At 72.0% G+C, this 20,222-nt stretch carries 23 protein-coding genes; 9 read left to right on the top strand and 14 right to left on the bottom strand.

Annotated elements, in window-relative coordinates; all coding sequences use genetic code 11:
* Positions 1 to 8: 8 nt before the first annotated feature.
* Positions 9 to 1,109 carry an NAD(P)-binding domain-containing protein gene (locus FLP23_RS03445; protein ID WP_149324583.1) on the bottom strand — a complete coding sequence of 367 codons (1,101 nt, stop codon included), beginning with the start codon at positions 1,107 to 1,109 and terminating at the stop codon, positions 9 to 11.
* 138 nt (positions 1,110 to 1,247) lie between these two features.
* On the opposite strand from FLP23_RS03445, the gene FLP23_RS03440 reads away from it, so the two are divergent.
* Positions 1,248 to 1,451 (top strand): DUF3073 domain-containing protein, encoded by a 204-nt coding sequence (locus tag FLP23_RS03440; protein ID WP_149324582.1) that lies wholly within the window; start codon positions 1,248 to 1,250, stop codon positions 1,449 to 1,451.
* A 15-nt stretch (positions 1,452 to 1,466) separates the two neighbouring features.
* On the opposite strand, the gene FLP23_RS03435 is transcribed toward FLP23_RS03440, so the two are convergent.
* Both FLP23_RS03435 and purM read right to left on the bottom strand, forming a co-directional pair.
* Entirely contained in the window at positions 1,467 to 2,264 is a 798-nt protein-coding gene (locus FLP23_RS03435) for an SDR family NAD(P)-dependent oxidoreductase (RefSeq protein WP_149324581.1), read from the bottom strand.
* A 67-nt stretch (positions 2,265 to 2,331) separates the two neighbouring features.
* Positions 2,332 to 3,480 (bottom strand): phosphoribosylformylglycinamidine cyclo-ligase, encoded by a 1,149-nt coding sequence (purM, locus tag FLP23_RS03430; protein ID WP_149324580.1) that lies wholly within the window; start codon positions 3,478 to 3,480, stop codon positions 2,332 to 2,334.
* Positions 3,481 to 3,554: 74 nt separating this feature from the next.
* Between purM and purF the strand changes: the two genes are divergently transcribed.
* Positions 3,555 to 5,012, top strand: coding sequence for an amidophosphoribosyltransferase (gene purF / locus FLP23_RS03425; RefSeq protein WP_149324579.1), 1,458 nt, complete (start codon positions 3,555 to 3,557; stop codon positions 5,010 to 5,012).
* A 28-nt stretch (positions 5,013 to 5,040) separates the two neighbouring features.
* Here the strand turns inward: purF and FLP23_RS03420 are convergent, their stop codons facing one another.
* From FLP23_RS03420 to FLP23_RS03410, 3 genes are read right to left on the bottom strand one after another with little or no spacing between them, the layout of a single operon-like run.
* Positions 5,041 to 5,388, bottom strand: a complete 348-nt coding sequence (locus tag FLP23_RS03420; RefSeq protein ID WP_149324578.1) for a hypothetical protein — start codon at positions 5,386 to 5,388, stop codon at positions 5,041 to 5,043.
* 4 nt (positions 5,389 to 5,392) lie between these two features.
* Positions 5,393 to 5,749, bottom strand: a complete 357-nt coding sequence (locus FLP23_RS03415; protein ID WP_149324577.1) for a YciI family protein — start codon at positions 5,747 to 5,749, stop codon at positions 5,393 to 5,395.
* Between the two features lie 56 nt (positions 5,750 to 5,805).
* Positions 5,806 to 6,171, bottom strand: coding sequence for a sterol carrier family protein (locus tag FLP23_RS03410; RefSeq protein ID WP_168200364.1), 366 nt, complete (start codon positions 6,169 to 6,171; stop codon positions 5,806 to 5,808).
* Positions 6,172 to 6,285: 114 nt separating this feature from the next.
* Here FLP23_RS03410 and purD point away from each other — a divergent pair, with 114 nt between their 5' ends.
* The 4 genes from purD to FLP23_RS03390 all read left to right on the top strand — a co-directional run bounded on the left by purD (position 6,286) and on the right by FLP23_RS03390 (position 10,278).
* Positions 6,286 to 7,572, top strand: a complete 1,287-nt coding sequence (purD, locus tag FLP23_RS03405) for a phosphoribosylamine--glycine ligase (protein ID WP_149324576.1) — start codon at positions 6,286 to 6,288, stop codon at positions 7,570 to 7,572.
* Complete coding sequence (locus tag FLP23_RS03400) at positions 7,569 to 8,471, top strand: phosphoribosylaminoimidazolesuccinocarboxamide synthase (protein ID WP_149324575.1); 903 nt, start codon at positions 7,569 to 7,571, stop codon at positions 8,469 to 8,471. Before purD ends, FLP23_RS03400 begins: the two co-directional genes overlap by 4 nt.
* A 99-nt stretch (positions 8,472 to 8,570) precedes the next feature.
* A complete protein-coding gene (locus FLP23_RS03395; protein WP_246140043.1) occupies positions 8,571 to 9,443 on the top strand; it encodes a VOC family protein in 873 nt (290 codons plus the stop codon).
* A 46-nt stretch (positions 9,444 to 9,489) separates the two neighbouring features.
* On the top strand, positions 9,490 to 10,278 hold the full coding sequence (locus tag FLP23_RS03390; protein ID WP_168200363.1) for an SGNH/GDSL hydrolase family protein: 789 nt from the start codon (positions 9,490 to 9,492) through the stop codon (positions 10,276 to 10,278).
* A 97-nt stretch (positions 10,279 to 10,375) separates the two neighbouring features.
* Here the strand turns inward: FLP23_RS03390 and FLP23_RS03385 are convergent, their stop codons facing one another.
* The 6 genes from FLP23_RS03385 to phnD are packed head-to-tail and all read right to left on the bottom strand — an operon-like array spanning position 10,376 to position 16,953.
* Positions 10,376 to 11,548 carry an alcohol dehydrogenase catalytic domain-containing protein gene (locus FLP23_RS03385; RefSeq protein ID WP_149324573.1) on the bottom strand — a complete coding sequence of 391 codons (1,173 nt, stop codon included), beginning with the start codon at positions 11,546 to 11,548 and terminating at the stop codon, positions 10,376 to 10,378.
* Positions 11,545 to 12,228, bottom strand: coding sequence for an HAD family hydrolase (locus FLP23_RS03380; RefSeq protein WP_149324572.1), 684 nt, complete (start codon positions 12,226 to 12,228; stop codon positions 11,545 to 11,547). Before FLP23_RS03380 ends, FLP23_RS03385 begins: the two co-directional genes overlap by 4 nt.
* Complete coding sequence (locus FLP23_RS03375; protein ID WP_149324571.1) at positions 12,228 to 13,307, bottom strand: TIGR03364 family FAD-dependent oxidoreductase; 1,080 nt, start codon at positions 13,305 to 13,307, stop codon at positions 12,228 to 12,230. Before FLP23_RS03375 ends, FLP23_RS03380 begins: the two co-directional genes overlap by 1 nt.
* An 8-nt stretch (positions 13,308 to 13,315) precedes the next feature.
* A complete protein-coding gene (locus tag FLP23_RS03370; RefSeq protein WP_149324570.1) occupies positions 13,316 to 15,118 on the bottom strand; it encodes a PhnE/PtxC family ABC transporter permease in 1,803 nt (600 codons plus the stop codon).
* On the bottom strand, positions 15,115 to 15,999 hold the full coding sequence (gene phnC / locus FLP23_RS03365; protein ID WP_149324569.1) for a phosphonate ABC transporter ATP-binding protein: 885 nt from the start codon (positions 15,997 to 15,999) through the stop codon (positions 15,115 to 15,117). Before phnC ends, FLP23_RS03370 begins: the two co-directional genes overlap by 4 nt.
* 15 nt (positions 16,000 to 16,014) lie before the next feature.
* Positions 16,015 to 16,953, bottom strand: a complete 939-nt coding sequence (gene phnD, locus FLP23_RS03360; protein ID WP_149324568.1) for a phosphate/phosphite/phosphonate ABC transporter substrate-binding protein — start codon at positions 16,951 to 16,953, stop codon at positions 16,015 to 16,017.
* A 76-nt stretch (positions 16,954 to 17,029) separates the two neighbouring features.
* Here phnD and FLP23_RS03355 point away from each other — a divergent pair, with 76 nt between their 5' ends.
* From FLP23_RS03355 to purQ, 3 genes are read left to right on the top strand one after another with little or no spacing between them, the layout of a single operon-like run.
* Complete coding sequence (locus FLP23_RS03355; RefSeq protein WP_246140042.1) at positions 17,030 to 17,686, top strand: nucleoside/nucleotide kinase family protein; 657 nt, start codon at positions 17,030 to 17,032, stop codon at positions 17,684 to 17,686.
* Between the two features lie 4 nt (positions 17,687 to 17,690).
* Positions 17,691 to 17,936, top strand: a complete 246-nt coding sequence (locus tag FLP23_RS03350) for a phosphoribosylformylglycinamidine synthase subunit PurS (protein ID WP_149324567.1) — start codon at positions 17,691 to 17,693, stop codon at positions 17,934 to 17,936.
* The gene (purQ, locus tag FLP23_RS03345) at positions 17,936 to 18,640 is read left to right on the top strand and encodes a phosphoribosylformylglycinamidine synthase subunit PurQ (protein ID WP_149324566.1); all 705 of its coding nucleotides are present in this window, start codon (positions 17,936 to 17,938) and stop codon (positions 18,638 to 18,640) included. Before FLP23_RS03350 ends, purQ begins: the two co-directional genes overlap by 1 nt.
* On the opposite strand, the gene FLP23_RS03340 is transcribed toward purQ, so the two are convergent.
* Entirely contained in the window at positions 18,637 to 19,041 is a 405-nt protein-coding gene (locus tag FLP23_RS03340) for a DUF1801 domain-containing protein (RefSeq protein ID WP_149324565.1), read from the bottom strand. The genes purQ and FLP23_RS03340 overlap by 4 nt on opposite strands.
* Before the next feature lie 34 nt (positions 19,042 to 19,075).
* The gene (gene gap / locus FLP23_RS03335) at positions 19,076 to 20,077 is read right to left on the bottom strand and encodes a type I glyceraldehyde-3-phosphate dehydrogenase (protein WP_149324564.1); all 1,002 of its coding nucleotides are present in this window, start codon (positions 20,075 to 20,077) and stop codon (positions 19,076 to 19,078) included.
* Positions 20,078 to 20,222 lie beyond the last annotated feature (145 nt).

Raw genomic sequence — 20,222 nt, 5'->3', positions numbered from 1 at the left:
CCCCGGGGTCAGAAACCGCGGGCGCTGAGCGCCGAGACGATCTGCCGCGCGATCGTGCGCCCGGCGCGACTCGCCCCGATCGTGGATGCCGTGGGGCCGTAGCCCGCGAAGAAGATGTTCGCATTGCGGTAGGCGGCACCGCCGGCGACCGTCACGCCGCCCGCCCGCTCGCGGAGCTTGAGCGGTGCGAGATGGCGCAGCTCGGGGCGGAAGCCGGTGGCCCAGATGATGGCGTCGGCGTGCTGGAAGCCGCCATCCGCCCAGCGCACGCCATCGGCCTCGATCGAGGCGAACATGGGTTTCGCGACCAGCAGGCCGCGGTCGATCGCCGACTGGATGCGCCGGGTGCGCGGAACGCCCGTGGTCGACACGATGCTCGGCAGCGCGAGCCCCTCGCGCGCGGCGGCATCCTGCAGCGTGACGGCGCGCGTGCCGCCCTCGATGTTGAGCTCCTGCTCCTCGAGGAACTCGACCGGGCGCCGCGCCACCCAGGTGGTGCTGCCGGCGACCCCCTCGAGCTCCAGGAGGAAGCCGATCGCGCTCGTGCCGCCGCCGACCACGACCACGTCGCGGCCGCGGAACTCCTCTGCATCCCGATAGTCGACGGTGTGCAGCTGACGTCCCTGGAAGCCGTTCATGCCCGGATACCAGGGCACGAAGGGCGCCCCCCACGTTCCGGTCGCATTGACCAGCACCTGGGTGGACACGGTCTGATCGCCGTATGCGTCGTCGAAGGTCACCGCGAAGCCGTCGAAGGTCGCGGTCACGCGCGTCACATCCGCCGGGCGCACCACCTGCAGCCCGAAGTGCTCCTCGTACTGCCGGTAGTAGTCGGCCACCACCTCGCGCGCGGGGGCATGCCGATCGGCGGTGTCGAAGCTCAGCCCGAGCTCCTCCATGCCGGGAAGGTCGTTCACCCGGTGCGCGTAGCCGAGCCGCAGCGCCTCCCACCGGAACTGCCACGCGCCCCCCGCACCCGGACCGCGATCCAGGAGCACGAAGTCGTTGCCCGGATCGAGCCCGAGCTTGCGCAGGAAATAGCCGACCGAGAGGCCCGCCTGACCGGCGCCGATGATCACGACGGCGGTGTCGGTGGGACGGTCGGTCACCCGCTCCACGTTACCCGGCGCGGCCCCTTCGTGGGCGGCGGAGCGGGGCCCCCGCACCCGGGCGGATGCCGCGTGCGTGATAGACTCCCGCCCGAGTCTTTTCCCTACCCGGCATCCTGAATCACGAGGGGGTCACGCATGGGGCGCGGCCGTCAGAAGGCAAAGCACACCAAGGTCGCCCGGGATCTGAAGTACTTCAGCCCGGACACGAACTACGGCGCACTCGAGCGCGAACTCGGCGGCAACCCCCGCCTGGAGGAAGACCTCGAGAAGTGGCCGGAGTACGCCGACACCTACGGTGACGACGAGGAAGACGTCGACGACGACGTCAAGACCGCCTGAACCGTACCCCCGCCGCTACGGCAGGATCGAGTCCACGTAGCCACCGTCGACCCGCACGGCGGCCCCGGTGGTCGCCGAGGCGAGCGGTGACGCGAGGTAGGCGACCAGGTTCGCGATCTCCTCGGGCTCGATGAGCCTGCCGAGCAGCGACTGAGGGCGGTGCAGGCGCATGAACTCGCGCTGCGCCTCGTCCCACGGGAGCGCCCGATCGACGAGCTGGTAGACGAGGTCCTCGACTCCGCCCGTGTGCGTCGGCCCCGCGATGACCGAGTTCACGGTGACCCCGGATCCGGCCGCCTCTTTCGCGAAGCCGCGGGTGACGGCGAGCAGTGCCGTCTTGGTGGCGCCGTAGTGGATCATCTCGGCGGGGATCACGATGGCCGAGTCGCTCGTGATGTCGATCACGCGGCCCCAGCCGCGCGCGATCATGCCGGGGAGGGTCTGCCGGATGAGGCGCACCGCCGAGAACACGTTCGTCTCGAAGAAGCGCCGCCACTCGGCGTCGTCGATCTCGAGCGCGGGGCGCGCCTCGAAGATGCCGAGGTTGTTGACGAGGATGTCGACGCCGCCCGGCAGCGCGCCGAGCACCGCCGCGGCGCCCTCCTCGGTCGTGACGTCGCCGGGCGCCGCGAGCAGTCGCCGCTCCGGGCCGTCCGCCGAGAGCTGCCCGATCGCCGTCGCGACCGACGCCTCTCCGCGGCCGTTGATCGCGACCGCCGCCCCGGCGTCCGCGAGCGCTGCCGCGATGGCGAGCCCGATGCCCTGGGTGGATCCGGTGACGAGCGCGGTCCGGCCGCTCAGTTCGATGCGCACCCGTCGACTCTAGGTCGGGGTGCGGTCGTCGTGCAGGGTCAGTCGGCGTAGTGCCGATCGCTTCGCCTCAGTCGGCGAACGAACCGACGAGCCGCACCGCGCCGCCGTCGACGCCCTTCGCCCCCTGCTCGAAGCCCGCGAGATCGTGGGACGCCGTCGAGACCCGTCCGGCGACCCAGGCGGGCAGACCCGCCGCCTCGAGCGCGCGCGTGACCGAACTCGCGGCGTCCTGTGCGACCACCGCGAAGAATCCGACCCCGAGATTCCACGTCGCCTCGGTGTCACCGAGGCTCAGTCCACCCCACTCGGCGAGTGTGCGGAACACCGGCTGCGGGCTCCAGGTGGAGCGGTCGAGCTCGACCCACGCGCCCTTCGGCAGCACGCGCGCGAGGTTCGCCGCGATCCCGCCGCCCGTCACATGGCTGAGGGCGTGGATGGCGCCCGGCAGCGCGTCGATGACCGTCAGCAGAGGTGCCGTGTACAGCCGGGTCGGCTCGAGCAGCACCTCGCCCACGATGCCGCCGAGCTCCTGGGCGTGGTCGGTGTACGAGAGGCCGCGCCCGTCGAGGATGTGCCGCACGAGCGAGAAGCCGTTCGAGTGCAGGCCGCTCGAAGCGATCGCCACCACGACGTCGCCATGCTGCACGCGGTCCGGGCCGAGCACCGCATCCGCCTCGACGACGCCCACCGCGGCGCCCGCGATGTCGTAGTCGTCGGGTGCCATGAGGCCGGGATGCTCGGCCGTCTCGCCGCCGACGAGGGCCGTGCCGGTGGCCTCGCACGCCCGGGCGACGCCCGCGACCAGCGTCGCGATGCGCTCGGGGTGCACCTTGCCGGTGGCGATGTAGTCGGTCATGAACAGCGGTTTCGCGCCCACCACGACGATGTCGTCGACGACCATCGCCACGAGGTCCTGGCCGATCGTGTCGTGCTTGTCGACCGCGAGCGCGAGCGCGATCTTGGTGCCCACGCCATCCGTGCTGGTCGCGAGCAGCGGACGGCGGTAGCCGAGCAGCGCGGAGACGTCGAAGAGTCCCGCGAATCCGCCCACCCCGCCGAGCACCTCGGGGCCGTGGGTGCGCGCCACGGACGCCTTCATGAGCTCGACCGCGCGGTCGCCCGCCGCGGTGTCGACGCCGGCGGCGGCGTAGCTGGAGTCGCCGTGGGCTGCGGGGGTGCTCGTCACCCGCCCAGCGTACCGGCGCCCAGGCGGCATCCGGATTCCGTGTGGGAGGATGGGGCGTACCTCTTCCGGTGCGCGCCTCTCGAACCCCAGGAGCAGCCCGCAGCATGTGCGGCATCGTCGGCATCGTCTCATCGAGCCCCGTCAACCAGCAGGTGTACGACAGCCTGTCCCTCCTCCAGCACCGCGGCCAGGACTCCACGGGTATCGCGACCGCCGAAGGCTCGATCGTGCACATGTTCAAAGCCAAGGGCCAGGTGCGCGAGGCGTATCGCACGCGCGACATGCGCACCCTGCTCGGCACCATGGGCCTCGGCCACGTGCGCTACGCGACCCGCGGCGACGCCTCCAAGGAGCAGGAGGCTCAGCCGTTCTACGTGAACGCGCCGTACGGCATCGTCCTCGTGCACAACGGCAACCTCACCAACACGCGCGAGCTCACCCAGGAGCTGTTCCACACCGACCGCCGGCACCTCAACACGAGCTCCGACACCGAGCTGCTCGTCAACGTGCTCGCCAACGAGCTGCAGGCGCAGATCCGGGGCGACGACCTCGACCCCGACCAGGTGTTCGACGCCATCGAGACCCTGCACGAACGCGTCGAGGGCTCCTACGCCGCCATCGCGCTCATCGCGGGGCAGGGGATGCTCGCCTTCCGCGACCCCTTCGGCATCCGCCCGCTCATCCTGGGTCGACGCACCGAGGGGCTCGTCGGCGACGAATGGGTCGTGGCGAGCGAGTCGCTCGTGCTCGAGTCGGGCGGCTACGAGGTGGTGCGGGATGTGGCGCCCGGCGAGGCGGTCTTCATCACCCGCAGCGGCGAGCTGTACTCGCGCCAGTGCGCCAAGAACCCGCGCCTCATCCCCTGCTCCTTCGAGTACGTGTACCTCGCGCGCCCCGACTCGATCATGAACGGCATCTCGGTGTACGACGCGCGCCTGCGCCTCGGCGACCGGCTCGCCGACACCATCGCCAAGTACACGCCATCCGGGGCGATCGACGTCGTGATGCCGATCCCGGACTCCTCCCGCCCGGCCGCCATGCAGGTGGCCCGCAAGCTCGGCATCGAGTACCGCGAGGGCTTCTACAAGAACCGCTACGTGGGCCGGACGTTCATCATGCCGGGCCAGGAGCAGCGCAAGAAGAGCGTCAAGCAGAAGCTCAACGCCATGTCGAGCGAGTTCGCCGGCAAGAACGTGCTCATCGTCGACGACTCGATCGTGCGCGGCACGACCTCGAAGGAGATCGTCGACATGGCCCGCCAGGCCGGCGCCCACTCGGTCACCTTCACCTCGGCGGCCCCGCCCGTGCGCTACCCGCACGTGTACGGCATCAACATGCCGACGCGGGCCGAGCTCATCGCATCCGGCCGCAAGATCCCGGAGATCGCGACGGCGCTCGGCGCCGACTACCTCATCTATCAGGAGGTCGAGGACATGAAGTCGGCGATCCTCGAGGGCTCCCCGATCACCGAGCTCGAGATGAGCTGCTTCACCGGCGAGTACGTGACCGGCACGGTCACCCCCGAGTACCTCGAGTGGGTGGAGAAGAACCAGCTCAGCTGAGCGTCACGCCGGCGGCCGGTGCGGGCCGTCAGTCGATGCGTTCGTGCTCGACGGTCACGGTGCGGGCCCGGCGCTTGCTGCGCCGGTCGAAGGCGAGGCCGATGAGGGCGCCGACGAGCACCCCCGCGGGGATGCCGTAGACCAGGAAGTAGCCGTAGAGGGCCGCGAAGCCCACGTTCTCGTCGACCGGGAAGAGGCTCGTGAGGATGAGCGTCACGAGCGCCCCGAGCACCCCGCCGACCACGAGGAACACCCCGAGCTTCGGCGCGCGGCGGATGGTGGCCTCGCTCGGTCCCGTGCTCTCGGGCACCTCGGGGTCCACGGGCACCTCGGGCACCTCGGGATCGCCGTGGGGGGTCGCGTCGGGTTCGCTCACCCGGCTATTGTCCTCCACCCGGCTGAACGTCCTCGTCGTCGTCCTCGTCGTCGAAGTCGAACATGGAATCGGCGATCGCCCACGGCACGATCTCCACCTCGAGGAAGCCGTCGACCACCGCACGATCCAGTTCGGTCGCCACCCAGCTGAGCTCCTCGGTGTCGGCGCCGCGCACGAGGGTCTGCACCGCGCCCGGGCGACCGGGCAGCGGACCCGAGGCGATGAGGTACCCGGCCTCGGCGAGTCGGATGTGCAGCTTGCGGTGCAGCGGGTACCACGAGGCCTGCTCGAACGGCACCGCGGGATCGGCGAGCGGGCCGGGGGTGTGGATGAGCAGGTGCCAGAGCTCGGTGTCGGTCATGCGGCAACGCTACGTGGTCGCGCGACGCCTCCGTGGCGCCTGCGCCGCGCCACGAACTAGGCGACCCACCGGATCGGCAGCACCCCGGAGAGGTCGGCGCGGGTCCCGGATGCCGCCACCTGGGCATCCGACACCGCCTCGGCCCAGCCGAGCGCGCCGGTCGCGAGCGCGAGCCAGGTGGCGGCATCCATCTCGACCACGTTGGGCGGGGTGCCGCGGGTGTGCCGCGGGCCCTCGATCGCCTGAGTCGCCCCGAACGGCGGCACCCGCACCTCGACGGAGTTCCCCTCGTGATCGGTCGCCAGTTGCTCGAGCAGGAAGCGCACGGCGGTGGCCACCGTGGGTCGATCGCCCGCGCCCTGCTGCCAGGCGCGCACAGCCGCGCGCCCCGCATCCGGATCGATCCGCCGCCTCACCGCCACGGATCGACGCTACCGCGCGCGACGGCGGGAGAAGCACCCGCACGGCGGGAGGCACGCCCCCCGCCGTCGTGGCGCGGCTCCAGCCGCGCCACGACGGGCCGGTAGCCTGTCCGAGTGAAGATCCTCGTCCTCGGATCCGGTGCCCGTGAGCACGCCATCGTCGAAGCCCTCCTCGCCGAGGGCGCCGACCACCAGATCACCGTCGCGCCCGGCAACGCCGGCATCGCCGCCCAGGTGGAGACGGTGGCCCTCGACCCGAGCAACGGTCGGATCGTCGCGCAATACGCCCTCGACAACGACGTCGAGCTCGTCGTGGTCGGCCCGGAGGCACCGCTCGTGGCGGGCGTGGCGGATGTGCTGCGTGCGAGCGGGGTGCCCGTCTTCGGCCCCGGCAAGGCGGCCGCGGCGCTCGAGGGCTCGAAGGCGTTCGCGAAACGGATCATGGAGGCGGCGCAGGTGCCCACCGGCCGCGCGGTCCGCGCCACCAGCCACGACGAACTGGTGGCCGCGCTCGACGCACTGGGCGCCCCGCACGTCGTGAAGGCCGACGGCCTCGCGGCCGGCAAGGGCGTGCTCGTCACGGAGGACCGGGATGCGGCGATCGCCCACGCCGACCACTACCTGCAGTACGGCCCGGTGCTCGTCGAGGAGTTCCTCTCGGGCCAGGAGGTGTCGCTGTTCTTCCTCGCGGACGGCCACGACGTGGTGCCGCTGAGCCCCGCCCAGGACTACAAGCGCGCCTACGACGGCGACGAAGGCCCCAACACGGGCGGCATGGGCGCCTACTCGCCGCTGCCGTGGCTTTCGGCGCGCTGGGGCTCCGAGGCGGCGTTCGTGGACGAGGTGCTCGACACGATCGCCCTGCCGACGGTCCGCGCGCTCGAGGCGGAGGGCACCCCCTTCATCGGGCTGCTGTACTGCGGACTCATCGTGAGCGACGAGGGCGGGCCCGGCGGTGGCGCTGTGCGGGTCATCGAGTTCAATGCGCGCTTCGGCGACCCCGAGACCCAGGTGGTGCTGCCGCGCCTGCGCACCCCGCTCTCCGAGCTGCTGCTCGCGGCCGCGACCGGCTCGCTCGGCCGGCTGCCGTATCCCGCGTTCTCCGACGAGGTGGCCGTGGTGGTCGTGCTCGCGAGCGAAGGCTACCCGGAGGATCCGGTGACCGGGCGGGCGCTCGCGGGGCTCGAGGATGCCGCCGCGGTCCCGGGTGTGACGATCGCGCACGCCTCGACCGCACTCGTCGACGGCGGCTATGTGGCGACCGGCGGGCGCGTGCTCGGGGTCGTCGCGCGCGGCGACGACTTCCGCGCGGCGCGCGCGGCGGCCTACCAGGCGATCGGCCTCATCCGGCTCGAGGGCGGGCAGCACCGCACCGACATCGCGGAGCGGGTGGCCCGATGAGCGGCATCGGCGACCCCCGCCTCGAGGCGCTGCGCTGGCGCCACGAGTACGCCGGCAAGGTGCGCGACCTCTACCTCTCGGATGCGGAGCCGGGCCGCGCGCTCGTCGTCGCATCCGACCGGGTGAGCGCCTTCGACCACGTGCTGAGCCCCGGGATTCCCGGCAAGGGAGCACTGCTGACGCAGTTGAGCCTGTGGTGGTTCTCGCGGCTCGAGGTGCCCAACCATCTGGTCGAGCCGACCGCGGGTGGGCTCGCCGCGCTCGAGTCGCCGCTGCCGCCGGATGTGGCGGCGCGCGCGATGCTCGTCAAGCGGCTCGACATGTTCCCCATCGAGGCGGTCGTGCGCGGCTACCTCGTGGGCTCGGGCTGGGTCGAGTACCAGGCGAGCCGATCGGTGTGCGGCATCCCGCTGCCGGCCGGCCTCTCGAACGGCGACCGCCTGCCGGAGCCCATCTACACCCCCGCGTACAAGGCGCCGCTCGGCGAGCACGACGAGAACATCACCTTCGCGCAGACCGTCGAGCTCGTGGGCGCCACGGATGCGGCGGCCATCCGCGACCTCAGCCTGCACGTGTTCTCGACCGCGTCCGCGATCGCGGAGGAGCGCGGGGTGATCCTCGCCGACACCAAGTTCGAGTTCGGGCGGGATGCGGCGAGCGGCGAGATCACGCTCGCCGACGAGGTGCTCACCTCCGACTCGAGCCGCTACTGGGATGCCGAGGCCTACGCGGCGGGCGGGGCGAACCGGCTCGACAGCTTCGACAAGCAGATCGTGCGGGACTGGCTCGCCGCCCACTGGGACAAGCAGGGCACCCCGCCCGAGCTGCCGGCCGAGATCGTCGAGCGCACGGCGGCGCGGTACCGCGAGCTCATCGAGCGGCTGACTCTCCCCCGCTGATGGTGCGGTTTCGGCTGGATGGCACGCGCGAATGCGCGCCATCCAGCCGAAACCGCACCATTGCGGAATAGTTGTTGCGTCAAGTAAGTTGGAGTCGACATGACCGAGACCAGCCGCTTCGCCGCCGACACCGCCATGGGCGCGGTGACCCTCAACGTCGCCGACCTCGACGCCATGACCCGCTACTACCGCGACGCCGTCGGCCTCGAGGTGATCGACGAAGCCGACCCCCGCGTCGTGCTCGGTCGCGGCACGCGGCCGGTGATCGTGCTCGTGCACTCGCCCGAACTGCGCCACGCCGGGCCGCGCGAGGCGGGACTGTTCCACACCGCGATCCTCTTCGACAGCAAAGCCGCACTCGCCTCCGCCGTCTACTCGGTCGCCCAGAAGCATCCCGGCACCTTCACCGGATCCAGCGACCACTTCGTCTCGAACGCCTTCTACTTCGACGACCCCGAAGGCAACGGCGTCGAGCTCTACTGGGATCGCGACCGCAGCCAGTGGAGCTGGGTGCACGGCACGATCGAGATGGGCACCGTCTACCTCGACCCCAACCGCTTCCTCGCCGAGAACCTCACCGAGGAGGGGATGGAGCACGCCCTCCCCGGGGACGCCCGCGTCGGCCACGTGCACCTCTCGGTGGGCGACGTCGACACCGCCCGCGCCTTCTACGTCGACCGGCTGGGCTTCGACGAGACCATCAGCATCCCCGGTCAGGCGGTCTTCGTGAGCGCGGGCGGATACCACCACCACATGGCGATGAACGTGTGGAACAGCCGCGGCGCGGGCCGACGCCAGCAGACCCTCGGGCTCGGCCGGGTCGACATCGAGGTGCCGGACGGCGATGCGCTGGGCGAACTCGGCGAGCGCCTCGCCCACTTCGGCATCGACAGCCGCGACGACGGGCGCACGGTCGAGCTCGACGATCCGTGGGGCAACCGCATCCTGGTCACCGCCGAGGGCCGCGGCTGAGCCGCTCGCAGCATCCCGCAGGATCTGCTCCCGTAGACTCCCGGCCGTGACCGACCCCGCCCAGCCTCGGCTGCTGCGCGCCAGCCGCGCGTTCCTCGTGCTGCACGGTCCGCGCATCCTCGCGCAGAAGCGCCGACTCGAGCGCGACACCCCGCGCCTGCCGGATGCGGCGCTACCCTGGGAGGGCAAGCTCGACGGTCCCGCGCCGCTGCGCCTGCTCGTGGTGGGCGACTCGACGGCGGCCGGAACGGGCGCCCCGACCCAGAACGAGGCGCTGCCGGGGGCGCTCGCCCGAGCCCTGCAGGCGCGCACCGGACGCGGGGTCATCTGGCGCTCGGTGGCCGAGAACGGGGCCGACACCCGGCAGTTCCTCGAGCGGCACCTCACCGACGCGCTCGCCCGACCGGCCGACCTGGTGTTCGTCTCGCTCGGCGCGAACGACGCCCTCCACGCCCGCAGCGCCCGCGCCTTCGCCCGCGACCTGCGCGTGCTGCTCGAAACCCTCAGCGACCGGCTGCCGCAGGCCCGCATCCTGATGGCCAACCTGCCCGTCTTCGCGCGATTCGCGTTGCTGCCCGAGCCCACGCGCACCACCCTCTACCGGCACGCGCGCAACCTCGAGCGGGCCGCCGCGCGCGTCATCGCGCGGGATCCGCGGTGGATGCGCACCGAGCAGACACCACCGCCCTACGGTCCGGACTTCTTCGCGAGCGACCTCTTCCACCCCTCGGCGTCGGGCTACACCGACTGGGCGGTGTGGGCGGTCGATGAGGCGTGGTCGCGGGGGCTCTCCGAGATCGCGACCACGGGGGCCGAGACCACCGGGGCCGAGTAGCGAGCTGGGGCAAGATCCGACGCAGCAGGAGCCTTGCCTGCAGCGTGCAGGCGACGCCCCGCCCGGGTCGGAGTTCGGAACGCGGCGGGAGCGGCGGCTAGGGGCGCACGCCGATGCGCGTGCCGACGGCGGCCGGCGCGGAGAGCGCCTCCTCGGCCCGATCCAGCGGCACGACCTGGCCGACGAGCGCCGCGAATGCGGACGCGTCGACCCGCTCCAGGAACCGCACCGCGCGTTCGAGATGCTCGGGACGGTAGTTGTGCACCCCGCGCACGGTCAGCAGCCGGCGCACCACCCCCTCCGCCGAGAACGACACGGGCGGGGCGGGGAAGACGCTGCCGACCAGCACGATGCTCGCCCCGATGTCGGCGCAGTCGAAGAGCGTCTCGATCGCCCGGTTCGCGCCCGAGAGCTCCCACGCCACCCCGAAGCCGGGCGCCGACGCCTCCCCGCGGCTGCGGCCGCGGCGGCTCGCCGCCAGGAGCGCCGCCCGCAAGGCCCCCACCCCGGGTTCGGCCACGACGGCCGCCCCGAACTCCTGCGCCAGCGCACGCCGTTGCGGGTCGGGATCGATCGCCACGACGGTCGCGCCCGCCTCGGAGGCCGCGGCGACGGCGGTCAGCCCCAGCATCCCGCACCCCGACACCACCGCGAGCTCCCCGGCGAGCGGACGCTGCTCCTCGGCCGCTGCGAGCGCCGCCATCACGGTCGCCGTCGCACAGGATGCGGGCGCGAGCACCTCGGCGGGCAGCGTCTCGGGGACGCGCATGACGGGGGTGCGGGCGATGAGGTGCACATGAGTGGCGATGCCGCCGTTCAGCTCCCAGCCGCGGCGCATCCGCTGGTGCCCGTACTTCTGCAGCGACTCGCACTTGTGGGGCATGCCGCGGCGGCACATCCGGCACGCGCCGCAGTCGACCGCGACGCCCCAGACGACGCGATCGCCGACGGCGAGCCGCTCGCCGTCGATCGTGCGCGCGGCGCGGCCCGGCCCGAGGGCGACGATGCGCCCCACCTGCTCGTGCCCGAGCACGAGAGGCGCCGGGGCGCTGCGCGCGCCGGAGACCGTGTGCAGGTCGGAACCGCAGACCGTCGCGAGCTCGACCTGCACGAGGGCCTCGCCGGGATGCAGCACGAGCTCGGGGACCGCGATGCGCTCGAAGGGATGGCTGAGTCCGCGGAACACGAGCGCCTCGGCGGGCGGTTCGATCCGCTGCAGGATGGTGCCCGGCGGCGGGGCGTGATGCGGCGTCGCCGTGCGGGACCTCATCGCTCGTGCCGTTCCAGGGCCGCAGGGAGCGCGGTGACGTCGGCGAGCACCTCGTGGGCTCCGGCGGCGAGCAGCCGTTCGGCCTCCCGCCCGCCGGTGAGCACGCCCGCGACATAGCCCGCACCGGCGCGCACGCCGCTCTCGGCATCCGACTCGGTGTCGCCCACGACGGCGATCGCCGACACCGAGGACGCCCCCGCGCGCAGGAGCGCGGTCAGGTTGAGGTCCGGTGCGGGGCGACCACGGCCCGCGTCGGCGGGCGTGAGCGACAGCTCGGCGAGCTCCTGCCAGCCGAGGGACGCGAGCACGGCGTCCGCGGTCGCCCGCGAGAAGCCGGTCGTGAACACCACGGAGCGGCCCGCCGCGCGCAGCCGGCGCACGGTCTCCTCCGCCCCGGGGATGGCGGTCACCCGCCCCTCGGCGACGAGTTCGTCGAGTGCCTCCTCGAAGGCGGCGCGCAATGCCTGCGCGGTCTCCTCGTCGACGAGGTGCCGGAACACCTCGATCTTCGACTGGCCCATCGTCTGCCGCACCCAGTCGATCGCGGCGTCCTTGCCCTCCTCGGTGGCGCGCACGCGGTCCCAGGCGCGCACGAAAGCCTCCTCCACGAGACCGTCATCGACGACGGTCGTGCCGGCCAGGTCGAGGACGACGAGTTCGATGCGAGATGCGGTGCCCATCAGGATGCTCCCCAGAGTTCGGTGATCACGGAGTCGCCGAGCCCGAGCCCGGTCGTCATGCCGATGCCGGTGGTGACGGCGACGACACGCACGCCATCGGCCGGGGCGACGCGGAGGAAGTCCTCGGGCGCCGAGGCGTAGACGCCCTGCCAACGCTCCCGCACGCGGAGCTCGCGGCCGAAGATCTCGGCGCCGAGACGTTCCAGGAGCGCGAAGGCGCGCTCATCCTGGAACGGCGGCACCGCGGTGCCGCGGTAGTGGGTGTCGCCCACCACGAGCGTGCCGTCGGGTCGCTCGGTGTACATCTGGTTGACGTCGCGCTCGAGCAGTTCCGGCTCCTCGGCGGCGAAGCGGGCGCGCACGGCGGCGGCGCTCGGCGTGCCGGCGAACGCCGAATAGCGCAGCAGCGATGAACCCGTCAGCAGCGGCAGACCGAGCCCCACGCCGTCCGTGAGCAGCATGTCGAGCCCGCAGCGGACGACGGCGTGCTCCTCGGCGATCTCGGGGTAGAGCTGATCCACGTCGACGTTGACGGCCACCACGATCGCCTCGGCCCGGATGTCGCCCCGGCTCGTGTGCAGCACCCCCGTCTCGGCGCCGAACGCGGTCGTGCGCCAGCGGAACTCGACGCCCCGTTCGGCGAGGTGGCGGGCGATCGCCGGGCCGGCCTCGCGCGGGTCGACCTGCAGGTCGCGTGGACGCAGCATCCCGCCGAGCGCCCCGACCACGGGCGCCCGCTCGGCGACCTGGGACGCGGTCAGCAGTTCGCCGATCCCGGACTCCTCCAGCAGCGCGAGCTCGTCCTCGTGCCGAGCCACCACCAGGGTGCCCGCCTCGCGCACCCAGAACCCGGCGCGCTCCGCGAGCCGCAGCCACACCTCGCGGGCGCGCTCCGCGTACTCGAGCGCGCGACCCGCCTGCACCCCGGTGCCGATGTGCCCGAAGTTGCGCACCGTCGAGCCCGTGATCGCGGTCGCCCGATCGACCACCACGACGCTCAGCCCGCGCTCGACCGCGGCCGCCGCGTGCCCCAGCCCCACGATGCCCGCACCGACGACGGCGAGGTCGAAGCGATCCATGCCCGCCACTATCGCAGGGCGTGCCGCAGCAGGATCGAGACGCCCTCCACGACCACCACGAGGGCGATGATCACGAGCAGGAACGCCATCACCTGATCGAAGTGGCGCGCGTCGATCTGGTTGATGAGCAGGAAGCCGATGCCGCCACCGCCGACGATGCCGAGCAGGGTCGCCGAGCGGATGTTCTGCTCGAGCATGTAGAGCAGATGGCTCACGAGCGCGGGCACCGACAGCGCCACCGTCGAGGAGAAGAAGACCTGCGGGCGGGTGCCGCCGACCGTCTGGATCGCCTTCTCGGGCCCGTTCGGCACCTCCTCCATGGAGTCGCCGATGAGCTTCGCGAGGAGGCCGATGCCGCCGAAGGCGAGCGCGAGCGTACCCGCCTGCGGGCCGAGGCCCGTCGCGATGATGAAGATGATCGCGATGACGAGATCCGGGATCGCCCGCAGGATGAGCGCGAAGACGCGGAAGAAGTTGCGCACGAACCCGTTCGGCGCCACGTTGCGGGCCGACAGCGGGCCGACCACCGCCGAGACGATCGCGCTCAGCAGCGTGGCCGCGAAGGCCACCTGGATCGTCACGAGCACCGCGCCGAGCACGTCACCCCAGTCGCGGCTGCCGAAGTTCGGGGGCCAGACCGAGATGTTGAGGTCGGGGTTGTGCACGAGATCCCACCGCCAGACGAAGATCTTCGCCCACTCGCTGCGGTCGTCCATCGCCGCGAACACGAACGAGCCGACCACGATCGCGGCGGCGAGCCAGATCCAGAAGCTCGTCTGGCGGCGCTCGCGCGTCCACGGTCGATGCAGCGCCGCCTCGATGCGGGCGTTGCGCTCGGTCGCGGCGTCGCTGCGCACGAGCGCGGCGGCCACCCGATCGGACGCCTTCGCGACGTTCCGCACGACGGTGTCGCCGATGCCCTTCCCCGTCGGCCGCACGCCGAGCAGCCGGGCGCGCAGGCTCGAGGAGATGATCTCGAACAGGATGCAGAGCGCCACGATCACGATGACGAGCGGGATCGAGCGACGCATCCCGGCCGCCGTGTGCAGCGCCTGCCAGAGGTCGTAGCCGAGGCCGACGACGCCCACGACACCGAGGATGACGCTCGCCCGCAGGTTGATGTCGGCCCGGTGCAGCGCGACGGCGATCCAGGCGGGGAGCGCCTGCGGCACGATGCCGGTCCAGAACTGCTGGGCCTTGGTGGCCCCCACCGAGGTGATCGCGGTGCGCGGTCCGGCATCCGTCTGCTCGATCGCGTCGGCCATCATCTTCGAGATCATGCCGACCGAGTGCAGGGCGACGGCGATGATCGCGACGAGCGTGCCCGCCCCGAACCAGAGGTAGGCGAGGAAGCTGATCAGGGCGACATCCGGGATCGCGCGGGCGACCACGCCGATGCCGCGGCAGAACGCCATGACGGTCGGATGCGGCGAGGTGTTGCGCGCCGCACCGTAGGCGACCGGGATCGACAGCAGGGCCGCGAGCGCCGTCGCGGCGATCGTGATGGCGAGCGTGATGAAGACGTGGCTGACGAACACGCCCACCTCGCCCCAGCCCTCGAAGGTGATCTCGACGGTGCCGTCGGCGAGCTTCTCGGAGGTGAAGCCGGGCCACACGAGCGGCGTCGCGGAGCTGATGAAGCGCTGCAGGTTGGCGACGGTGCGATCCCAGTTCTGCAGGTTGTAGTCGAGGGCGACGAGCGACCAGACGCCGAGCACGCCGATGCCGATCACGACCGCGTAGGCGGTGATCGTGGAGCTGCGCGGCCGCGGCCGCGGCACCGCGGCGACGCGCTCCGCGAGGGAGGTCACGTGAGGTCCCCGTCGACGACGTCGGGGTCCTTCGCCGCCCGGCCGAGCTCCTCGGTGAGCAGCTGCTCGCGCACATCCGCGAGCTCCTGCTCGAGGGCCGCGATCTCGCCCGTGGTCGTCGCGACGCGGCCGTAGATCTCCATGACCTGGTCCTTCGAGAGGCCGTCGGTGGTCGTGTCGAGCACCACCTGGCCCGCGCGCAGGCCCACGATCCGATCGCCCCAGCCGAGCGCGAGCTCCACCTGGTGCAGCGAGCACACGACCGTGAGGCCGCGCTCGGCGGCGATCTCCCGGATGAGGCCCATCACCTGCCCGCTCGACTCCGGGTCGAGCGAGGCGACCGGCTCGTCGGCGAGCAGGATCTCGGGATCCTGCATGAGCGCGCGCGCGATCGCGACGCGCTGCTGCTGACCGCCCGAGAGGGTGTCGGCGCGCTGATAGGCCCGCTCGAGGAGGCCCACCCGGTCGAGGTGGCCGAGGGCCTTGAGCCGCAGCTGCTTCGGGTAGCTCCAGATGCCCACCCGCGGACCCCGGAGGGTCGCGAGCGAGCCGGTCAGCACGTTCTCGAGCACGGTCAGCGGGCCGACGATCTCGAACTGCTGGAAGATGAAGCCGATGCGCCCGCGCAGTTCGCGCAGGGCTCGGCCGGTGAGGGTCGGCACGTCCTCGCCGAGGGAGACGACGCTCCCCGTGCTGGGGTGCTCGAGCCCGTTGATGTGCCGCAGGAGGGTCGACTTGCCCGAGCCGGAGAGCCCGAGCAGGACGACGATCTCGCCGCGGGCGACGGACAGCGACACCCCAGTGAGTGCCGGATCCGTGGCCCCCGGATAGGTTTTTCCGAGGTCCGTGATCTGGACCGCTGAGGTGCCGCTGTTCGTCATGTCGCGTGCGTCCCGTTAGGCCTTGCAGGCCTCGACGTCGGGCAGCTGCTCGCACACCGCGGTGATGGTGTCGTAGTACGCGTCATCCACCGCGCCGAAGCCGAACCAGCCGTTGAGCAGGAAGTCGTTCAGCTCGATGCCCTTGTCGGTCAGCGACTTCTGGGTCGAACCCTGGAGGCCGGCGAAGAGCGCGTCCTTGACGTCCTGCGGGAGCGCGTTCTGCAGCACGATCGGGGCGGCCGGAACCAGGTAGCGGTCGACCTCCTCGAGCTGGCCGGACGCGATGAGCGGGTCGGCGTCGATGTCCTGGGCGAAGCCCACCTGGCACTGGGCGCCCTCGGCGACGAGCGCCGCGGTGGCCGGGTGCTTCTCACCGAAGACCTGCTTGTCCTCGGGGACCGTCACGCCGGCCTTGAGGAGCTGGCTGTTCGGGATCAGGAAGCCCGAGGTGGACTCCGGGTTCACGAAGCAGACCGGCTGGTCGGCGAAGTCCGCGAGCGAGGAGGCCGAGGAGGCCGGGTTCTTGATGGCCACCGAGTAGTAGCCGGGCTCGGCGCCCTCCTTGGTGATCTGCGCACCGATCGGCGAGATGTCCGCGCCGGCGTTCTTCGACTGGTAGTAGGTGAAGGCCGAGATCTGGCCGATGTCGGCCTGACCCGAGGCGAGCGCCTGGATGGCGGCGGTGTAGTCGGTGGCCTCGAAGAACTCGACCTTCTTGCCGGTGATCTCGGCGATGTAGTCGGCGATCGGCTCGGCGTCCTGGTCGGAGCCCTCGTGGTCGGGGAGGACCACGAACACCAGGGTGTCGGCGTCCTTGGCGAAGGTGCCCTCGTCGGCCGCGGGGGCCGCCTTGCCGCCATCGGCGGGCGCGGGGTCGGTGGAACAGCCGGTGAGGGCGAGGGCGGCGAGGGCGACGCCCGCGCCGACACCCAGCAAGCGGGAACGGATGCGCATGGGTTGTTACCTTTCTCAGGTCTGGTCGTTCGACCGAAGTCGACGGAATGTGACTCTCGGACGCTAAGGAGGTTCGGTGAACGCCCTGCCAACGCCCGGCGACGTGTCGACCAACAACGGCATCTCCCCACTTGTCCAGTACGTGACCTCGCACGCGGCAGCGGACGCCGGTCGACGGCTGCTCGTGGGGATCGCGGGGGCGCCCGGCTCGGGCAAGTCGACCGCCGCGGCGCAGCTCGTCGCCGCGCTCGGTCCCTCGGCATCCGTGCTCCCCATGGACGGCTTCCATCTGCCGCAGGCGCGCCTCGTGGCGCTGGGGCGTCGCGAGCGGATGGGGGCGCCGGACACCTTCGACGTCGACGGCTTCATCGCGACGCTCGGCGCGCTGCGGGACTCCGCGGGGACGGTCGAGGCGCCCGGATTCGACCGCGGGGTCGAGGAGCCGATCCCCGGCGCCATCCGCATCGGCCCCGAGATCCGGATCGTGGTGGTCGAGGGCAACTACCTGCTGCACGACGCGGGCGGCTGGGAGCGCGTCCGCCCGCTGCTCGAGCTCACCGTGCTGCTCGAGATCGACGACGCGCTCCGGCGACGCCGACTCGTCGAACGGCACCTGGCGTTCGGCAAGGATCCGGCGGCCGCCGCCGCCTGGGTGCGCTCCGTCGACGAGCCGAACGCCCTGCTCGTCGCCCGCGGGCGCGGGCGTGCCGATCGGGTGCTCCGCGTAGACTGAAGCCGTGCCCACGATCGTCGTCGAAGTCATGCCCAAGCCCGAACTGCTGGACCCCGCGGGCAAGGCGACCGCGGGCGCCCTGACCAAGCAGGGGTCCACCGCGTTCAGCGCCGTCCGCATCGGCAAGCGCTTCGAGCTCACGGTCGACGGCGAGGTCACGGATGCCGTGCTCGCCGAGGCTCAGCGGCTCGCCGAGGAGTTCCTCTCCAACCAGGTCATCGAAGACGTCGTGGCCGTGAAGGTCGCCTGATGGCGACCCGCATCGGCGTCGTCACCTTCCCGGGCTCCCTCGACGACCGCGACGCGCAGCGCGCCGTGCGCCTGGCGGGTGCCGAGCCCGTCGCGCTGTGGCACGGCGACCACGACCTCCAGGGCGTCGACGCGATCGTGCTGCCCGGCGGCTTCAGCTACGGCGACTACCTGCGCTGCGGTGCGATCGCGGCGCACTCGCCGATCATGTCCGAGGTGATCGCGGCCGCGAACGCCGGTCTCCCGGTGCTCGGCATCTGCAACGGCTTCCAGATCCTCGTCGAGGCGCAGCTGCTGCCCGGCGGCCTCATCCGCAACGACCACGGCGACTTCGTCTGCCGCGACCAGCGACTGCGGGTCGAGAACGCCTCGACCGCGTGGACCTCCGCCTTCAGCGCGGGAGACGAGATCGTCGTCCCCCTCAAGAACGGCGAGGGCGGCTACATCGCCACCGAGGAGACGCTCGACCGGCTCGAAGGCGAAGGCCTCGTGGCGTTCCGCTACCTCGACGTCAACCCGAACGGCTCGCTGCGCGACATCGCGGGGCTCAGCAACGAGCGCGGCAACGTCGTCGGACTCATGCCGCACCCGGAGCACGCGACGGAGCCGGGATTCGGCCCCGACACGGCGGCGGCCATGCGCTCGGGCGTCGACGGGCTGAAGTTCTTCCAGTCGGTCATCGGGCACACGCTCGCCCGGGTCTAGCTTCCGCGCTCCCAGGCCTGCCGCACGAGCTGCTCGAGCACGGCCGGGTCGACCGCGTCGAGTCGCGTGATGTAGAGGCATCCCCTGCTGAGGGAGTGCGGTCCGAGGGCGTCGAACAGCGGTTCGGGCGGCCCGTAGCCGTCGTGCACCCCGTAGAGGGTGAGGGCGTCGCGCCGGGGCGAGAAGGCGACGACCGGCCAGTCGTTCGTGCCGAGCGTGTTCGTGTACGGGGTCGAGCCGAACCCGACCATCGAGGGACCCCACATCACCGCGGGTGCACCCGTCACGCGCTCCATGAGCGCCCGGATCGCGTGCCCCTCCGCCCGACGCCGCGCGTTCGGCACCGCGTCGAGGAACGCGGTGACGTCCGCATCCGTCGGCCGCGTCTTGATCGTCGCCATGGGGGCAGGGTACGCCTGCCCCCGGGTGCGCGGGTCAGGAGCCCGCGAGCAGCGAGAGAGTGTCGACGACGCGGTTCGAGAAGCCCCACTCGTTGTCGTACCAGGCGACCACCTTCACGTGGCGGCCGTGCACGCGGGTGAGCTCGGCATCGAAGATCGAGGACGCCGGGTCGCCCACGATGTCGGTCGAGACGAGCGGATCCTCCGAGTAGGCGAGCACGCCGGCGAGGCGCCCCTCGGACGCCTCCCGGTAGGCGCTGCGCAGTTCGTCGACGCTCGTGTCGCGCTCGACCGTGACGTTGAGCTCGACGAGCGAGCCGACCGGCACCGGCACCCGCACCGAGTACCCCGAGAGCCGCCCATCCAGGCGCGGCAGCACGAGACCGATCGCCTTCGCGGCGCCCGTCGTGGTCGGGGCGATGTTGAGGGCGGCCGCACGAGCGCGGCGCGGATCGCGGTGCGGGCCGTCCTGCAGGTTCTGCTCCTGCGTGTACGCGTGCACCGTGGTCATGAAACCGCCCTCGATCCCGGCCGTGTCATCCAGGACGGCGGCCAAGGGGGCGAGCGCGTTCGTCGTGCAGGACGCGTTCGACACGATCCGGTGGGCAGCCGGATCGTAGACGTCGTGATTGACGCCGTAGGCGATCGTCACGTCGGCGCCGTCGGAGGGGGCGCTCACGAGCACGCGCCCGGCGCCCGCCTCGAGGTGGGCGGCCGCCGCGGTCGCGGCCGTGAAACGGCCGGTCGACTCGAGGACCAGGTCGACCCCGAGCTCGGCCCAGGGCAGCTGCGCGGGCTCGCGCTCGGCGAGCACCGCGATCCGCCGTCCGTCGACGACGAGGTGATCGACGGCTGCGGCGACCGGCCGGCCCAGACGACCGAGCGTCGAGTCGTAGCGCAACAGCTGTGCGAGCGCGGCGGGCGAGGTGAGGTCGTTGATCGCGACGACCTCGAGGTCGGTGTCGCGCTCGAGGAGCGCGCGGAGCACGTTGCGGCCGATCCGTCCGAAGCCGTTGATCGCGACGCGGGTGGTCATGGGGGTCCCTTTCGTGGTGCGGATGATGCACCTCCAGGCTCGCCCGCCGACCCCCGCCCGCGACAGGCCTCTCGCGGCCAGCTTCCGCGAGCATCCCGCCACCTCGCATCGACATGTCTCGGCCGTCGCAGACATCCGCACGGCG

Origin of the sequence: Protaetiibacter larvae (assembly GCF_008365275.1) — a bacterium.
Lineage (GTDB): Bacteria > Actinomycetota > Actinomycetes > Actinomycetales > Microbacteriaceae > Homoserinibacter > Homoserinibacter larvae.
The sequence above is the reverse complement of the archived record's forward strand: the minus strand, read 5'-3'. Positions and strand labels throughout refer to the sequence as shown.

Excerpts from the sequence above, each read along its gene's own strand:
- FLP23_RS03440 (WP_149324582.1), top strand. The coding sequence starts at position 1,248 with ATGGGGCGCGGCCGTCAGAAGGCAAAGCACACCAAGGTCGCCCGGGAT.
- purM (WP_149324580.1), bottom strand. The coding sequence starts at position 3,480 with ATGCCGCCTGGGCGCCGGTACGCTGGGCGGGTGACGAGCACCCCCGCA.
- purF (WP_149324579.1), top strand. The coding sequence starts at position 3,555 with ATGTGCGGCATCGTCGGCATCGTCTCATCGAGCCCCGTCAACCAGCAG.
- FLP23_RS03415 (WP_149324577.1), bottom strand. The coding sequence starts at position 5,749 with ATGACCGACACCGAGCTCTGGCACCTGCTCATCCACACCCCCGGCCCG.
- FLP23_RS03400 (WP_149324575.1), top strand. The coding sequence starts at position 7,569 with ATGAGCGGCATCGGCGACCCCCGCCTCGAGGCGCTGCGCTGGCGCCAC.
- FLP23_RS03395 (WP_246140043.1), top strand. The coding sequence starts at position 8,571 with ATGACCGAGACCAGCCGCTTCGCCGCCGACACCGCCATGGGCGCGGTG.
- FLP23_RS03385 (WP_149324573.1), bottom strand. The coding sequence starts at position 11,548 with ATGAGGTCCCGCACGGCGACGCCGCATCACGCCCCGCCGCCGGGCACC.
- FLP23_RS03380 (WP_149324572.1), bottom strand. The coding sequence starts at position 12,228 with ATGGGCACCGCATCTCGCATCGAACTCGTCGTCCTCGACCTGGCCGGC.
- FLP23_RS03375 (WP_149324571.1), bottom strand. The coding sequence starts at position 13,307 with ATGGATCGCTTCGACCTCGCCGTCGTCGGTGCGGGCATCGTGGGGCTG.
- phnC (WP_149324569.1), bottom strand. The coding sequence starts at position 15,999 with ATGACGAACAGCGGCACCTCAGCGGTCCAGATCACGGACCTCGGAAAA.
- phnD (WP_149324568.1), bottom strand. The coding sequence starts at position 16,953 with ATGCGCATCCGTTCCCGCTTGCTGGGTGTCGGCGCGGGCGTCGCCCTC.
- purQ (WP_149324566.1), top strand. The coding sequence starts at position 17,936 with ATGGCGACCCGCATCGGCGTCGTCACCTTCCCGGGCTCCCTCGACGAC.
- FLP23_RS03340 (WP_149324565.1), bottom strand. The coding sequence starts at position 19,041 with ATGGCGACGATCAAGACGCGGCCGACGGATGCGGACGTCACCGCGTTC.
- gap (WP_149324564.1), bottom strand. The coding sequence starts at position 20,077 with ATGACCACCCGCGTCGCGATCAACGGCTTCGGACGGATCGGCCGCAAC.